10 protein-coding genes and 1 pseudogene are annotated in these 16,257 nt (G+C 60.9%); 7 read left to right on the forward strand and 4 right to left on the reverse strand.

All coding sequences use genetic code 11. The features are described from left to right. Positions 1-202 precede the first annotated feature (202 nt). The 3 genes from phoU to FYB92_RS02980 are packed head-to-tail and all read left to right on the forward strand — an operon-like array spanning position 203 to position 3,039. A complete protein-coding gene (phoU, locus tag FYB92_RS02970) occupies positions 203-940 on the forward strand; it encodes a phosphate signaling complex protein PhoU (protein ID WP_050772135.1) in 738 nt (245 codons plus the stop codon). Beyond that, positions 937-1,722: a response regulator gene (locus FYB92_RS02975; RefSeq protein ID WP_003621473.1), complete on the forward strand. Its 786-nt coding sequence runs from the start codon at positions 937-939 to the stop codon at positions 1,720-1,722. The genes phoU and FYB92_RS02975 overlap by 4 nt, the downstream gene beginning before the upstream one ends. A 30-nt stretch (positions 1,723-1,752) precedes the next feature. Next, positions 1,753-3,039 carry an ATP-binding protein gene (locus FYB92_RS02980; RefSeq protein WP_332828145.1) on the forward strand — a complete coding sequence of 429 codons (1,287 nt, stop codon included), beginning with the start codon at positions 1,753-1,755 and terminating at the stop codon, positions 3,037-3,039. 101 nt (positions 3,040-3,140) lie between these two features. Here FYB92_RS02980 and FYB92_RS02985 read toward each other — a convergent pair whose 3' ends face one another. Beyond that, positions 3,141-4,115 (reverse strand): LysR substrate-binding domain-containing protein, encoded by a 975-nt coding sequence (locus FYB92_RS02985; RefSeq protein ID WP_332828963.1) that lies wholly within the window; start codon positions 4,113-4,115, stop codon positions 3,141-3,143. A 743-nt stretch (positions 4,116-4,858) separates the two neighbouring features. Between FYB92_RS02985 and FYB92_RS02990 the strand changes: the two genes are divergently transcribed. Further along, positions 4,859-5,320 carry a MucR family transcriptional regulator gene (locus tag FYB92_RS02990; RefSeq protein WP_062810038.1) on the forward strand — a complete coding sequence of 154 codons (462 nt, stop codon included), beginning with the start codon at positions 4,859-4,861 and terminating at the stop codon, positions 5,318-5,320. 187 nt (positions 5,321-5,507) lie between these two features. On the opposite strand, the gene FYB92_RS02995 is transcribed toward FYB92_RS02990, so the two are convergent. The 3 genes and pseudogenes from FYB92_RS02995 to FYB92_RS03005 all read right to left on the reverse strand — a co-directional run bounded on the left by FYB92_RS02995 (position 5,508) and on the right by FYB92_RS03005 (position 9,583). Beyond that, entirely contained in the window at positions 5,508-5,987 is a 480-nt protein-coding gene (locus FYB92_RS02995) for an Rrf2 family transcriptional regulator (RefSeq protein ID WP_003621483.1), read from the reverse strand. Positions 5,988-6,430: 443 nt separating this feature from the next. Then, positions 6,431-6,590 (reverse strand): annotated as a pseudogene (locus FYB92_RS03000) (DUF932 domain-containing protein); the annotation flags it as partial. A gap of 566 nt (positions 6,591-7,156) precedes the next feature. Beyond that, complete coding sequence (locus tag FYB92_RS03005) at positions 7,157-9,583, reverse strand: TonB-dependent receptor (RefSeq protein ID WP_117129671.1); 2,427 nt, start codon at positions 9,581-9,583, stop codon at positions 7,157-7,159. Between the two features lie 349 nt (positions 9,584-9,932). On the opposite strand from FYB92_RS03005, the gene FYB92_RS03010 reads away from it, so the two are divergent. The 3 genes from FYB92_RS03010 to FYB92_RS03020 all read left to right on the forward strand — a co-directional run bounded on the left by FYB92_RS03010 (position 9,933) and on the right by FYB92_RS03020 (position 16,225). Continuing rightward, positions 9,933-12,455, forward strand: coding sequence for an excinuclease ABC subunit UvrA (locus FYB92_RS03010; RefSeq protein WP_332828146.1), 2,523 nt, complete (start codon positions 9,933-9,935; stop codon positions 12,453-12,455). A gap of 321 nt (positions 12,456-12,776) precedes the next feature. After that, positions 12,777-13,679: a LysR family transcriptional regulator gene (locus FYB92_RS03015; protein ID WP_062809570.1), complete on the forward strand. Its 903-nt coding sequence runs from the start codon at positions 12,777-12,779 to the stop codon at positions 13,677-13,679. Between the two features lie 521 nt (positions 13,680-14,200). Further along, positions 14,201-16,225, forward strand: a complete 2,025-nt coding sequence (locus FYB92_RS03020) for an FUSC family protein (protein WP_192265472.1) — start codon at positions 14,201-14,203, stop codon at positions 16,223-16,225. The last annotated feature ends 32 nt before the right edge of the window (positions 16,226-16,257 follow it).

Consider the following 16,257-nt stretch of genomic DNA (forward strand, 5'->3'; position numbering starts at 1 on the left):
GGCGGTTTCCTTGGCAAAAAACGTTTGAAAATGTTGATGTTTCAGAAATATGACAATAGCGCCGTCCCCGGCTTTCCACCTTGGAAGAAATGCGCAGGCGATATAATATACCTTCGATCAGGTCCGTAAGCCCTGAAATCATGGTGAAATATGCGCAGTACCGATCGGGCGCATGGCGGACGCGGAAATGGGACAGGGGCTGATGGGACAGGAATCCACACATATCGTCAGCAGTTTCGAACAGGAACTTGAACGGCTGCGGGCCATGATGGTTCGTATGGGCGGGCTGGTGGAACGCCAGACATCGCAGGCGGTCGCCGCCGTGGTGGACCATGACGAAAATGCCGCCGCCGCCGCCCCGGAACTCGACCCGCAGGTCGATGTCCTTGAACGCGATGTAGAGGCGATGGTCATCCGCATCCTTGCCCTGCGCTCCCCCGTGGCGGGCGACCTGCGCGAGGTGGTCTCCGCGCTCAAGATCACGGGGGACATGGAACGTATCGGCGACTGCGCGGCGTCGGTCGCGCGGCGTTCGCTGCGCACCGAACTGCTGGGCACGCGCGTCTCCCTCAGCGGGCTGCGCGGCATGGGACGGCTGGTGCAGGACAACCTGCGCCGCGCGATCGACGCCATGACGCAGCGCGACCCCGAAAAGGCGTATGAGGTGTGGCAGTCAGATACGGCCGTCGATGAACTCTATACCGCGATGTTCCGCGAACTGGTGACATATATGATGGAGGACCCGCGCAATATCGGGCCCTGCACGCATCTGCTGTTCATCGCCAAGAACCTTGAACGCATCGGCGACCACGCCACCAATATTGCCGAGCGCGTGTATTATACCGTGACGGGCGATATCCTGCCGGTCGTGCGCCCGCGTGGCGGTTTTTCAGGTCCCGCTGCGATTGCCGACCTTGTGCCGGGGGATGACACGCAGTGACGTCGCTGTCGACTTCCACCCCGGCCACCGACCCCGGCACGGACCCCCGTGCGAAAATCCTCGTGGCGGAGGATGACGAGGCGCTGTCCGTCCTTGTCACCTATAATCTGGAGGCGGCGGGATACGAAGTCCGCGCCGTGGCCGACGGGCTGGATGCGCTGGAACAGGTGGGATCGTGGCAGCCCGACCTGCTTGTGCTGGACTGGATGCTGCCGGGCCTGTCGGGTGTGGATCTGTGCCGCAGGCTGCGCGCGCGTGGCGGGGCCATGTGTGACATGCCCGTGCTGATGCTGACGGCGCGCACCGCCGAAAGCGACAGCGTGCATGCGCTGGACACCGGCGCGGATGATTACCTGACGAAACCCTGCGGGATGGAGGCGCTCAACGCCCGCGTGCGTGCGCTTTTGCGGCGCAGCGTGCTGAATGCCGGGGCCGGAGGTGTCCAGGCACAGGCCGATGCGACGGCGGTGCTGCGCTTTGTCGATGTCGTGCTTGATCCCGTCAGCCACCGCGTAACGCGTGCGGGGCGTGTGCTGGCCCCCGGCCCGACGGAATATCGTTTGCTGGAATTCTTCATGCGCAATCCCAACCGCGTCTTCTCGCGCGAAGACCTGCTGCGTTCGGTCTGGGAACGTGGGGTGCATGTGGAATCGCGCACGGTCGATGTCCATATCCGCCGCCTGCGCCGTATCCTGAACGAAGGGGATTTGCCGGACCTGATCCGCACGGTCCGGGCCAGCGGTTATGCCCTTGACGACATGTCCGGTGACGTGACGCCCTGATGGCGGCCCCGCCCCGCAGGGCGCGCGCCCATGCATGACCTGCTGGCGGGGATCGCGCTGGGCGGCGGGGGGTATGCCCTGACGCGCGCCATGGTGGTGCGGGGCATGCGGTGGTATCGCCATGGGGACGGCGTATCACGCGCCAGCACGGCGCACGGCAGGGATGCGGATGCGGTGGTGCCGGCGTCCTCCACCCTTATGGACCGTGCGGCGACGGCGTCGCAGGTCGATCCGCTGGCGACGCTGCCGCATATGCTTGACCTGCTGCCCGGCGCGTGCATCGTCTTTGGCCCGCGTGGCGACCTGGCCCATGCCTCCACCTCCGCACGTGACATGTTTGGCGATACGCTGGGCGCGATCGTGCGCCATCCCGCGACGCAACAGGTGCTGGAACAGCTTTCGACCACGGCGGAAACGACCGTCACGCTTGATGTGCCGGTGCGCCGGGTCGTGCGCGTGCTGCTGCGGCGGATCGCGCCTTCGGCACCGGGGGGGCGCGGGGTTGTCGTTGCCCTGCTGGAGGATCGGACGGGACAGGATGCGCTGGACCGTATGCGCGGCGATTTCGTCGCCCATGCCAGCCATGAACTGCGTACGCCGCTGGCCGCGCTGTCGGGCTTCATTGAAACCCTGCGTGGCCCTGCCGCCAATGATGCGCCTGCGCGGACGCGCTTCCTTGGCATCATGGCGGGGCAGGCCGAACGCATGCTGCGCCTGCTGGACCGGCTGTCGTACCTGTCGCGGGTGCAGATGGTCGAACATCAGCGCCCGCGCACGCGCATCGATGTCGCCCCCGTCGTCGCCCGCGCCATGGACGAGGCCCGCCCCCTGCTGGAGGGCGCGGACATTACCTGTGCGCTGGATGTGGCGCCCGACATCATGCCGGTCATGGCCGATGGGGACCAGATCGTGCAGGTCATGCTGAATCTGGTGGGGAACGCCATCCGCTATGCCCCCGGTGTCGCGGGGCGCAGGGCGCGGGTGGATGTCACCGTGGCGAACGCGACCGGGCGGGATGGCGGCCCGCACGCGCCGTGGCCGTGCGGTGGGGGCGTGGTCGTGTGCGTGCGTGACAACGGCCCCGGCATTCCCGCGCGTTACCTGCCCCGGGTGACAGAGCAGTTTTATCGCGTGCCGGGACAGGTGCAGCAGGGCACGGGGCTGGGCCTTGCGATCGTCAAGCATATCGTGGACCGCCACGGTGGCCGCCTGCAGATCGAAAGCCGGGAGGGGGAGGGCACATCATGCACGCTGTGGCTGCCCCCGGCGGAGGAAGGCGCGCGCGACCGGCGCAATGGGGCAATCCCCCCTGCATGACGCGCCATGCCAGACGGCGCGATAAAGGCGACCCCCGTTGGAAACAGACCTTCCCGGAAGGTGTCTTTTGTTCCTGTGAACAGGTTGTTTTTTAACACCCGTCAGGTTTCGGGGCCGGGATGTGCCCTCGCCTGCAACTCCCCTTCATAGATCGCCACCTGAGCGGACAGCCACGTGCGCAGCAGGCGCAGGGCCGTGCCTTCCCACACATGTGCCGGCGCACGCAGCACATATGACCCCAGCGCGACCCGGCGCAGGGGTGTTGCCGTCGTGGTGACGGGGCATAACAGTCCCGCCCGCAGGTCCTCCGCCAACAGGTAAGGATTGCCCAGCGCGATGCCCTCCCCCGCCCGTGCGGCCGCCAGAGCAAGATGCGCCTGCCACAGCCGTCCCGCCGCGGGCACCGTGCCGATCTGCACCGATTGGGCCGCGAACCATAATTTCCACTCCGTCTCGTCATCCTCCAGCAGCAGGGGGGCGTCCAGCAGATCCGCCGCCGTGCGGGGCGGGTGGGACAGGCGCGCAAGGCAGCGCGGGCTTGCCACGGGAAAGACCGCCGGGCGGGTAATTTCCATGCAGCGCATGTTGCGTTCCGGCCCCCTGTATTCCGGTCCTTGCGGTTCATCGGTCATGTACCGGATGTCGGCATGCAGGGCGCCAGTGCCATGGCGGGGATCAAATCCGGTATCGGCATCGACGGGACGCAGTAACAGGTCGATGCATGGATGGTCGCGGCGAAAGACCGACAGGCGCGGCAGCAGCCAGTGATAGGCAAAGCCATGCGAACAGGTGACAGTCAGGTGCGCAATATCCTGGCGCATGTCCGCCGTGGCATGGGCCAGTCCCTCCAGCAGGGGGATGATCCGCGCGCAATAGATTTCGGCCTGTGGGGTCAGGCCGCCCTGGCCGGTGCGCAACGGCACGCCAAGTGCGTGTTCAAGATCGCGCAGGTGCCGGCTGACGGCGGCATGGTCGATCCGCAGTTCTGCCGCCGCCCGGCGGATGGCCCCGGTGCGGGCGAACGCCACGAACGCATTGAGCGCCGCAAGCGAGGGAATCCGGTATCGGTTTTCCATCAGGGGTTTACGATCCATAACATGTCCCATCCCATGGCCGGGCGCGCAGTGTGGACGGAACAGTGTCCATGGCCTGCCCATGGATACGGCGCCATCTGTCACGTCGGCAGCCATGCGCGCAATAGGGTGCATGACCGTCCGCCACGGTGCAACGCCGCCGTCATGTCAGGGGATGGTGCAAGGGAGGGATATCCGTAAACAGCCCCGACAGAAGTAATGAATGGCACGAAAGGTCATTTTTTCAGGAATTCATGGTCTTTGTAATGATTTTTCAGACGAGTATTTACCAGAAATTTTATGATTTTATGATATTGCCGACGGACGGGCGATGCAGGGGCGGCGGTGCATGGTGACAGGGCAGAAGAATTTCTGGACAGGCCGGTGCGAAGAAAAAAACGCACATGTTCAGATATGCGGGCAAAACGTGATGATGACAGGCAATAAATGGGGGAACTTTTCAGGTACCCATTGCGATAAATACATAAAATATTCGGCCATGAGACACGGTATGGTGCCGTATGGATGAAATCATGATCGTGTCGATGCAATCATGTATAAATTATCCTGATGATCTATAAATAATTCAGGTGATGCATATATACAGGAACCAACAGCGCCGGAAGACAACAATTGCGTAGTGCGCCGCATGGGATTATTATCAATGCAAACGGTGATATTATTCTGATATTTTCTGCATGAATGGTGAGAAATTGGATAAAAAACACATCCAGACCCCTGAACTCATGTCCCTGACAACGGATATCGTGTCAGCTTACATGATCAATAACAGCCTGCCGCCCGAACGTGTGCCGGACCTGATCCGCAACGTTTTCGCCGCACTCGGCGCCACAGGCGGCGAAGGGCAGGAAAAGGCGGAACCGTTGCAACCCGCCGTGCCAATCAAGAAATCCGTCTTCCCCGATTATATCATCTGCCTTGAAGACGGGAAGAAGCTCAAGATGCTCAAGCGGCATCTTGACCGGGCCTATGGCATGACGCCGGAGCAGTATCGTGAAAAATGGGGCCTGCCGTCGCATTATCCGATGACCGCGCCCAATTACGCGGCGAAACGTTCCGCCCTGGCGCAGCAAAGCGGACTGGGGCGCACGGTTCCCGCTTCCGCCCATGCCGGTGCGGCGCCCATGCCGGAGGAACCGCAAACCGCGGCACCGCGCGGGCGGCGCAAGAAGAACGCCGGGGGCTGACACCCCCCTCCCTGTTCCCCACCATCACGGTGTCCCTGTCACGCGGTTTATGTGTGGCAGGGGCATGATGTGCCAGTGGCATGATGTGGCAAGGGGGATATGGACATTCACCGCACCGTGGTGATGGTATGTGGCGTGAGGATGTGCGAAGGGCGTCAGGGCGTCAGGGCGTCAGGGCGTCAGGGCGTCAGGGCGTGGTCGGCGGCGGCGCGTCGAGCAGGCGGCGTTCATGCGCCGTGATGGCCTGTTCCAGTGTATAGCTGTCGAGTACACTCATGAATGACCCCAGCGCCTCGTTCAGGATGCCGCGCAGGGAACATCCCCCCACCAGAAGGCAGGGCCGCACCCCTTCGGCAGGGGCCTGCATGCAGCTTACAAGGCCGAGGTCTTCCTCGGTATAACGTACGACATCACCGATCAGGATATCATGCGCGGGGCGACCAAGGCGCAATCCCCCCCTGCGGCCACGCAGGGTCTCCACAAAGCCACCACGGCCAAGACGGTGAATGATCTTGATCAGATGATTTTCCGAAATGCCATAGGCCTGCGCGATCTCGTGGATGGAGGTCAGGCGGTCCGTATGGATTCCCAGATAAATCAATGTTCTGAGGGCATAATCAGTATGCAGGGTCAGGCGCATGGGTCGATAGGTATGCAACATGAACATCTTTTTCCAGCATTATAAAAGATGTGAAAATTATACATCTTATTGAATGTTCCCCGTGACCGCATGCCGTGATGGCAGGCCCCACGCCATAAGTACCGTCCGCGTTTCAGCATTTTTGCGGCACAGGATTATGGTCCCGCCATCATTGCCAAGCTACGCCGCTGCTGTTCTATCACCCATCCCAGCCAGCCTTATTGGGGGAATAGGGGGCGGCATTCTGTGGTCTTGCGGTGCTGATAGTGAACCTATGCCGCCCCGGTGCAGGAAGGGGCAGGCATGTGCGATGTTAGCGTGCATGAAGGGTATGAAAAGGCGCGTGGCATCTCGCACGGTCGAAGCGACAGGTCAGCGTTGAGGAAATGCCATGCGCCGTCAGGAGACGACCCGGAAACATCCCACGGACAGGGGCGGCCATAATCGGGGTCAGTCACGGCGCGCGGTTATATCCGCCCGTCTTTCGTTTCCAGAGTTTCCACCAGTGCGGACCGGTGCGACAGTAACCTATGCTGGAGGTTGATCGCCGCCAGTAGAGCTGGAAGATGACACACCGACCATGCTGCATATCTGGCCGAAGGGCCAATGTGTCAGTGCGCTTGGCTCATTCTATCTTGGTAGAGTGAGGGCGCTCCGATATCGAATATGGTGTGGCGACGGCAAAGACGCCCATGACATTTGCGGTGTGAGTGGGGGGGGGCCTTCAAGGGCAGAGTCTGGCCCATGACCCGTTGGTGCAGGATTGTCACACCGCTGCTCAGGTTCCGCAGCGCCGGGAGACTGTTTGAAAAGGTAAGTCCGACAAGATCATGAAATCATAAAAGTTTTTGGTGAAGATTTTTTCAAAAAGCTTCGGAAAACCCAGATTTTTTGAAAAAGTCGGCATCCAAAAACTTTTCTCGTTTTTCATCAATAATTTGTTTTCAAACAATCTCTAAAACGCGATGGCCCGTCAAGGAAAACGCCTGCCCCGTGTTATCGGGACAGGCGTTTTTTGAAAAGGTCTGGCTGGAAACAGTGAAAGTCCCTGATTGTCACATTTTTGAAAAAATATGACATTTGTTTGTGGCTTTTAAAACATTCACCAGGGACTTTTTAAATTCAGACAGTCGAAGGGGACGCATCCTGTCATGCGATGCGGCCCCCGAAAACTTTCTGAAATCCCGTCCTGCCGATCAGAAACTTGCCCCGACCGTCAGGAAGAACATGCGCGGTGCAATCGGGAAGGCTGTGTACTGGCCACTTGCATTATTGGTGTTCAGGGTGGACCACCCACGTGTGCCCGTCAGGTTGGTGATGTTGCCCTGGATCTTCAGGCCCTGCACATGCGGGATGTTGCGGATGGTGTATCCGGCATTGATGCTGAACAGGGCATAGGCCTTGGCCGACAGGTCATTGGTGAAGGTGGTGTACCGCCGCCCGATCACGTCGCCGACGAACTGCCCATAGAAATCGCCCCAGTTGGTGGAGGCCACGAATTTTTCGGTCCAGTTCGGGATGCCCGCGACATTCTTGCCCGCCGTCGGCACAACTGTCGTCCCGGTCACGTAATTGTCGTTATAGACCGACTTGTTATACGAAAGCGCATTATAGAAGGAGAAATGCGGCCCGAACTGTGCCGTCATGGAAAAATCCATGCCGTCGGTAGTGACCGATCCCACATTGGTCAGGATGCTTGCACTGCCGATGATGTAGGACACGTTGCTGTTATAAGGCGAGGACGCGACCGACAGCAGGCGGTTTGAATAATGCACGTGGTAATATTCAAGCTGTCCGCTGATGTTCGTCAGTGGACCAAGGTGGACATGGCGGTTGGTGCGCAGGCCGGTTTCATATGTCCATGCGGTTTCGACCTTGCCGTGCTTCTTGAAATCCTCGAACGCGGCCTGGCTGGTCATGCCCCACGGGCTGGCATTTCCATAACCGGTATCCTGGAAAGAACGCATGTTCTCCTGGATGTTTGCAAACCACTGTTCATGCGGCGTGATGTTCCACAACGCACCGAATGCGGGCAGGAAGGGTTTGACCGTATTGACGTTGCCACCGGGGATGGTGCGCGCGGTCGAAGGCGACAGCGATCCCGGCAGGGCCGCGACCGGCAGGGTGCCATCGGTATAGACCAGTTCCGACTTGAACCCGGCGCTGAGCATGAAATTCTTGGTGATCTGCCAGCTATCCTGCAGGTGGGTCGTGATGGTGTTGGTATAGAACAGGTTGGTATATTGATGGATCAGCGGGTTCTGCTGCCGGTCATACGGGCTGGTGGGATTGTCGATATTGAATGCGTACCAGCGCCGGGCCTGCGTATTGTCGTTGCGTTCGTACCAGCCACCCAGTTCAATATTGTGGTGGCCGACCTTGTAATGCAGGGTGGACATGATGCCGCCCCGGTTGTCCCAGTATTCCGTCGTGCGCGTCGCCATGCCCGAACCGCCGAACACGTCCGAAAGCTGGGAGGAGGAATCGTTGGGGAAATAGGCGCTGAACAGGGTCGGCAGGCCGGCGGCGCTGATCGGGCCTGCGACGACGCCTTCGCCCATGTCGTGATGGTAATAGATCTGGTTGTCCCAATGCAGGTTGGACGTGAAATCATGTGTCCATTTCACATACGCCAGGAAATCCTCGCGCTGTGCATCGGAATAGTAATTGCGATAATTGTTGCCCGCGGCCTTGTAGGCGGCGGAACCGTTATAATAGTTCACCGCTTCCTTCAGGTTCGGATACAGGAACGGGCGCACATACATGCTGCCGCCAGCGGGTTCGACGATGCCGTCTTCGTTGGGTTCGGTCTTGTCTGACCAGTCGAAGAAGGCCGTGACCTTGTCCTTGGACCCCTGATGGACGAACTTGGCGTTCACCTGGTTGCCGCCCTGGTGTCCCGCGAAATCCCATGCCCGTGCATCCTGCCGCGCCCACGAGAAATAGGCCGAGTTGCCGTTGCCGAAATCGCCGGTGTCAACACGTGCAAAGGTACGGAATGTCGACCAACTGCCGAATGTCTGCGAAATCTGCCCGCCTGCCTTGTGCATCGGGTCCTGCGTCGTGAATTGCAGCGAACCGCCAAGGTTGGATGTCGATGCAGTGCCCAGCGCACCCGCGCCCGTCGCGACCGAGGCGGAAGCGATGTTTTCGCTCAACGCCGCACGCTGTGGTGACAGGCCGTTATAGTTGCCATAGGACTGATCGCCCAACGGGACACCATCAAGGGTAAAGCCAAGCTGGTTCTGGTTGAAGCCGTGGATGTACAACGACGAATTCTGTTCGTTGTTGCCCCATGGGTCCGCATTTTCAAAGACAACACCAGGAAGAATCTCAAGCGCCTTGACCGGGTTGATGCCGGGCAGGATGCGCTGCAACTGGGTGTGGTTGACGCTCTGTTCCGAACGGGTGCGTCGGGACGTCGCCATGATCTGTTCCACATTCGATGTGGAGAACTCGCCTTTTTCCTTTTTTGATGTTGCGTTGGTCTTGTGGGGGGTGCGGGTGGACTTCTTCTCTGCCGTGGGGGTCTGTACTGTCTGGGCATGGGCAACGGACAGCGCAATGGCAGAGCAGAACAGGCCAAGGGCAATACGACCACTGCGGATCAACTTGGGTGGCACCTGGGATTCTCCTGAGTGAAAAGGCAGGAGATGATCTATCGGCACCTTTGCATTATTTCATGTGAAGGTTTCATGACAGTGCGCGCATGCAACACCATGCCCGTGAAATGACGATTATTGTGGGCATTATTGAGGTTTTCGCCGTTTATGTTGTAACGATGCGCCCGTTCATCCCGGCAGGATAAATGCCAAAGATGGATAATACCCCGCTATGCCGGGACATGTGACGGGCCGTACTGTCCGTGCCGGTACCATGCCCATGTACTCAATTATGCCTATGCAGGTGGCGGGGTTGAACGTGCGCGCGCGCGGTGGGATCATGGCGTGACCTTATGCCGGAGTTCGCATCATGCCGCCATCCACCCCCCCCATATCACCGGACCGGCGGAATTTCGTGCGTGTGCGCGGTGCGCGCGAACATAACCTGCGTGATGTGGAGATTGATGTGCCGCGCGATACCATGGTGGTGTTCACCGGGGTATCGGGATCGGGCAAGTCCTCTCTGGCGTTTGGTACCTTATATGCAGAGGCACAGCGCAGGTACCTTGAATCCGTCTCTCCCTATGCACGGCGTCTGTTTCAGCAGATGCCGGTGCCTGATGTGGACATTGTCGATGGCCTGCCCCCCGCCATCGCGTTGCAGCAGCAGCGCGGCGGCAGTTCGGGCCGGTCATCGGTCGGCAGCATCACCACGCTGTCGAACCTGCTGCGCATGCTCTATTCGCGCGCGGGCACCTATCCTCCCGGTCTGGCACGGCTGGAGGCGGAATCATTTTCCCCCAACACGCCCATGGGGGCGTGCCCGCGCTGTCACGGGCTGGGCCGTGTCCATGATGTGACGCAGGCCACGTTGGTCCCCGATGACGGCCTGTCGATCCGCGATCGCGCCGTCGCCGCGTGGCCCACCGCATGGCAGGGGCAGAACCTGCGCGATATCCTGATTACCATGGGCATTGATGTGGATTGCCCCTGGCGCGACCTGCCGCGCAAGACGCGTGACTGGATTCTGTTTACCGATGAAACGCCCACTGTCCCGATCTATCCGGGCCTGACGCATGCGCAGGTGCAGGCCGCGATCGCCCGTGGGGTTGAACCCGCGTATCAGGGAACATTCACCGGTGCGCGCCGATACGTCACACAGACCTTCGCCAATTCGCAAAGTGCGAACATGCGCGCGCGCGCGGCGTCGTTCATGATCTCCACCGACTGTCCGCTCTGTCATGGGCAGAGGCTGAACCCCGATGCGCTGCGTGTGACGTTCGCGGGGATGAACATCGCGGCGATGGGGGCGCTGCCGCTTGGGCGTATCCGTGGCGTGCTTGCAGGCGTGGCCGATATGGCCGCGGGTACGGGTGACGATGCCATCGCGATCGCGGCGCGCCGGATTGCCGCCGACATGGTCGCGCGCATCGACGTGCTGATGCAGCTCGGGCTTGGATACCTGCAGATGGAACGCGGGGTGCAGACGCTCTCGCCCGGTGAGTACCAACGCCTGCGTCTGGGAACGCAGATCCATTCCAGCCTGTTTGGCGTGGTCTATGTGCTTGACGAACCGTCATCGGGTTTGCATCCGGCCGATACGCAGGCGTTGCTGGGTGCGTTGGGGCGGCTGTGTGCGGCGGGCAATTCGCTGTTTCTGGTCGAACATAACCTTGATGTCATCCGTCACGCCGCATGGATTGTCGATGTCGGGCCGGAGGCGGGGGAGCGTGGGGGCGAAATCCTGTATTGCGGCCCGCCGCAGGGGTTGCGCGATGTCGCGGCGTCACGCACGCGCGAGTACCTGTTCGCCACGTCGCAGGCCGTAACCCATACGCCGCGCACGCCGCAGGGCTGGCTGAGGCTTGCGGATATTCACTGGAACAATCTTGACGGGCTGGAGGCCGCCTTTCCATTGGGGGCGTTTACATCCGTGACCGGGATTTCGGGGTCGGGGAAATCCTCGCTGGTCAGTCATGCGCTGACGGGCATCGTCGCGCGCGCACTGGGGCAGGCCCTGCCGGTGGCGGACGACGACGACGGGGACACGCAGGCCCCGACCCCGGAAATCCGCCATCTCGAGGGGCGCATCGCCTCCGGGCTGGAGGGGATCGGGCGCCTTGTGGTGATTGACCAGAAGCCCATCGGTCGCACCCCGCGTTCAAACCTTGCGACCTATACCGGCCTGTTCGACATTGTGCGCAGGCTGTATGCCCGTACCGACCTTGCCCGCGCGCGCAGGTATGATGCGGGGTGGTTTTCCTTCAACCTGGCCAAGGGACGGTGCCCGCACTGCCAGGGGGCTGGCTCGGTGATGGTTGAACTGCTGTTCCTGCCCAGTGTCTATGCCCCGTGCCCGACATGTCATGGCGCGCGTTACCGGCCGGAGGTGCTGGAGGTGACATATCGCGACCGTTCCATCGCCGATGTGCTGGCGATGAATGTGGATCAGGCGCTGGCGTTTCTGTCGGATGTGCCCAACGCCGCGACGTGTCTGTCGATCCTGCAACGCAGCGGCCTTGGGCACCTGCGGCTGGGTCAGCCTGCGACCGAACTGTCGGGGGGCGAGGCGCAGCGCATCAAGCTTGCGACCGAACTTCAGAAACAGCGGCGTGGGCATACGCTGTATGTGCTGGATGAACCGACGACCGGGCTGCATCCTTCTGACGTGGATCGCCTGTCGGCACACCTGCATGAACTGGTGGATCAGGGGAATACCGTGATCGTGGCCGAACATGACATGCGCATGGTCGCGGGCGGGGACTGGGTGATCGACATGGGGCCCGGTGCAGGTGAAGAAGGCGGCACGATCGTCGCGGCCGGCACACCGCAGGCAGTGGCGCAGGCCACCGGCAGTGTCACGGCGCCGTTCCTTGCGCGGTATGTAGGGTAGGCTCTTTTTTGGCAACGATCTTTCAAAGGAACATCTGAAATTTCCAATTTATTATCAATGCATTAGGGATTTTTTGAAAATAACGCACTGATAAAAAAGAAAAGTTTTTGGGTGCCGCCTTTTGATCGAAAAAGGCGGCGTCTTCTGAAGCTTTTTAGAAAAAGCTTCACCAAAAACCTTTATGATTTCAGGATGTTATCGCGTCTGACTTTTCAAACAGCTTCTTAAGGGAAAGGGCGGCATCTGGAACTTCTCTTGGCTGTCCTCAAACAGGCACCTTCTATAAAACGGGGGCATTGCCCCTGACCTGACGGATATGCCGTGTTCCTGCGCCAGTTGACCTACCTGATCGCCCTTGATCGTTTCCGCCACTTTTCCCGTGCGGCGGAACATTGCGGTGTGTCGCAGCCCGCATTGTCGGCAGGGATCAGGCAGCTTGAAAACGAACTTGGTGTGTGCGTCATCCATCGCAACCGCCGCTTTCTTGGCCTGACGGAGGAGGGGCGGCGGGTGCTGGCATGGGCCAAGCAGACGCTTGCGGCGCTTGACGGGTTAAAGCAGGAGGCCGCGTTCGCACAGGACGTATCGGGCGGGTCGCTGTCGGTTGCGGTGATGCCGCCTGCGCTGCTGACCATTCCGTTGCTGCTGGAAAGCTTCCGCACCGCCATCCCCAGCCTGCATCAGGAAGTCCGCTCCGCCGCGGCAGGCGAAATCGCGCGTATGTTGCGCGAACATGAGGTGCAGTTGGGTGTAACCTATCTCGATCAGGTCCCGCTGGGGGGCGCGTTCGATGTGCGGCCACTTTATGCGGAACAGTATGTGCTGGCGGGTGCGCTGTCGGCCCCCGTGCCTGACCGGTCCGAATGTGACTGGGCGGAGGTCGCGTCCATTCCGCTGTGCCTGTTTACCCGCAACCTGCGCAGCCGCCAGATCATTGATGCCGGCTTTCGTGAGGCCGGTGTCACCCCGACCATCATGCTGGAGACGGATTCCATCAGCCTGCTGCATTCCGAACTGCGCGCGGGTCGCCTGTGCAGCATCCTGCCGGTTGCGGCCCTGCCGGAGGTCGTGGGCGGTGCGGGCCTGCGTACCTGTCCCATCGTGCCCTGTGTCGCGCCGGAGGTGGCGATCGTGCGCCTGCGCCAGCCCAACCCGTCCGCCGTTCTGGCGCGTGTTTGGGAGGTATGTATGCGCTTGCGGACCGATGATGTGTTTTGTGTGTAAGGGGAAGGGTCTTTTGTCGTCAGAAAGAATGAGGCAGAAAGGTTTCCGGCCCCATCAGGGTGATGCCGCCCGTCATGGTGCCATCTAAAGACTGTTTGGAAAGAAGCCCACGGGAATTATGGGATTTCTGGAGGCTGCCTTCCCCAAAGCCGCCTTGAAAATCTTTACCGGAAATTTCCAGAAGAGAGTGTTTGAAAAAATCATTGATAAAAAAAGAAAAGTTTTTAGGTTCCGACTTTTAATCGAAAGAGGCGGTGTCTTCTGAAGATTTTCACGGAATGCGTCACTAAAGAACATTTATAATTTAAGTATGTTATTGAGACTGACTGTTCAAACAGCCTCTAATTCCGGCATGATACTGATGCTGTTTTTTCAGGTAGCTTTCTGAAGGGCCGTGGTCAGGTCTTTGCCATCAGGTTTCGCAAGGTGCGGCGAATCCGGCTTTCATAATCCCTCCTTATCATATCATCACGACAAACGATTGGACCCATGCGGGGGCGGATTTGCATGGTGCCCACGCCATGACCGCGCGCCCCCACGATCCCGACACGTTTTCCGCCCTCCTGCCGCCTTTTGTGCGCAGGCTGTCGTGGCTGTATGCCCCTTCGCTGGCGGATTTCGCCTTTGCCCTGCGTACGGCGTTCGCCGCGATCCTGTCGCTGCTGATCGCGATGTGGATGGAACTCGACAGCCCGCAATGGGCACCGCTGACGGTGTGGGTGGTGGCGCAGTCCTCACGCGGGGAAAGTCTGGCGAAGGCGCGGTGGCGTGTGGGGGGGACGTTGGTGGGCTCTGTTGCCGCCATGGCGCTGATTGCGGCATTTCCACAGGCGCCGGGCCTGTTTTTCTGTGCGCTGGCGGTATGGATCGGCCTGTGTTGCGCGGGGGCGACGCTGCTGGACAATTACCGGGCCTATGGGCTGGTGCTGACGGGTTTCACATCGGCCATCATCGCAACCGGCGCGATCCTGGAACCCGACCATGTGTTCGATATCAGCGTGGCGCGCACCAGCTATATCGTGTTGGGCGTGGTGTGCGAGGCGACGCTGGCGATCGTGTTCATGCCCTCTGTCGCCCCCCATGCGCGCCAGGCATTGCATACGCGCCTGATGGTGGCGTTCGGCAATACGACGCGCACGGTGGCGGACCTGCTGGAGGGGGAGGTCCCGTCCACCGCGATGGGGGCGACGTTGGGGGAACTGGTGGCCTTCAACAGTCAGGTGGAGTTCAGCGAGCTTGAACTCGAACCCGGCAGCCGGACCGGGGACCATGCGCGTGCCGCCCTTGCGGCGATGCTGGGCCTGCTGGCGCGGGCGCGCGGGGTGTCGCTGTTGCTGGCGGGGGGGATACATGCGCCGGATGCGGGTCATGACGCGTGGGAATATAGGCGCGAACTGTGCGCGGTGCTGCGTGCTGGTGGGGGGATGCGGGCGGGGGTTGCGCGCCTGCAGGCCATCTGGCGTGACCGGCAGGCGACGGCGGCGCATCCGGCCATGGCCGCCCTGTTCATGGAACTCCTGGCGCAGGTGGGGCATGTCCTGTCCGAAATCCATGCCAGTGACCATCCCGTGCGCCATGACCGTTTCCGCTTTCGCGTCGTTTCCCGTCGCCATGCGGTGGAGGCGCTGGAAAATGGCGTGCGTGCGTCCTGCGCCATCCTTGGCGCATGGCTGGTGTGGGAGGTCACGGCATGGCGGCAGGGGGCGGCGTTCATTTCCTTCCTCGCGCTGGTGTATGGCCTGCTGGCGACACGTGAAAATCCGGTCATCGCGGGCACGCCGTTTTTCAAAGGGGGGCTGTACTGCGCGGGTGTGGGCACGGTGCTGGCGTTCTGGGTCATTCCCGCAATGACCGCACCGGAAATGCTGGTGCTGGCATTGCTGGTGCCCATGACCATCGGTGGCCTTGCCGCGCGTAATGCAGCGACGGCGGGATATGCATTTTCATTCAACATGTTCCTGCCGGTGCTGGTTGGCCCAATGAACCAGGGACGCATTGACGAGGCGGCGTTCCTGAACGGGACGCTGGCGTTTTTGTGCAGCATCCTGTTCGCGATCCTGACCTATCGCATCGTCGTGCCGTTCCGTATCGATTCCCACATGCGCCGTACGGCGGCATGGACCGCACGTCGCCTGCGGGGGCTGGGCGCGGGGCGGGAACATGCCTCCGCACATCAATGGCTGGCGGCCTGCGCGGGCAGCCTTGTGCGGATATTGCGTAATTCCGCCACCGTGCCGCCGGACATGGTCGAAGAGTACATGCGGGCGCAGTTACGGGCGATGACGCTGGGCTTGAGTGTGATTGCATTGCGTGATGTCGCACGCCGCAATGACCTGCCCCCCGCCACACGGCAGGCGCTGGCGCTGTTCATGCGGCGTTGGCATCAGGGGCGGGCGGGCGAGCATGGCACTTTGCGGATGATCGAGGGGCGGGTCGCACAACAGGTTCCCGCAACGCCACAGGCCATGCAGCAGCGTCAGGTCGTGCTGTCGTGCCTGTATCTGGTGCGTATGCTGCTTACGCCCGTGGGCAAGGTGACATCATGAAAATAAAAAGCCCCCCGGCACGCCGCCTGTCT

It is taken from the genome of Novacetimonas sp. GS1, from assembly GCF_036686925.1.
In the GTDB taxonomy this organism is placed as follows: domain Bacteria; phylum Pseudomonadota; class Alphaproteobacteria; order Acetobacterales; family Acetobacteraceae; genus Novacetimonas; species Novacetimonas hansenii.

Coding starts and splice junctions, on each gene's coding strand:
- FYB92_RS02980 (WP_332828145.1), top strand. CDS start 1,753: ATGCATGACCTGCTGGCGGGGATCGCGCTGGGCGGCGGGGGGTATGCC.
- phoU (WP_050772135.1), top strand. CDS start 203: ATGGGACAGGAATCCACACATATCGTCAGCAGTTTCGAACAGGAACTT.
- FYB92_RS03010 (WP_332828146.1), top strand. CDS start 9,933: ATGCCGCCATCCACCCCCCCCATATCACCGGACCGGCGGAATTTCGTG.
- FYB92_RS03020 (WP_192265472.1), top strand. CDS start 14,201: ATGACCGCGCGCCCCCACGATCCCGACACGTTTTCCGCCCTCCTGCCG.
- FYB92_RS02995 (WP_003621483.1), bottom strand. CDS start 5,987: ATGTTCATGTTGCATACCTATCGACCCATGCGCCTGACCCTGCATACT.
- FYB92_RS02985 (WP_332828963.1), bottom strand. CDS start 4,115: ATGGAAAACCGATACCGGATTCCCTCGCTTGCGGCGCTCAATGCGTTC.
- FYB92_RS02990 (WP_062810038.1), top strand. CDS start 4,859: ATGTCCCTGACAACGGATATCGTGTCAGCTTACATGATCAATAACAGC.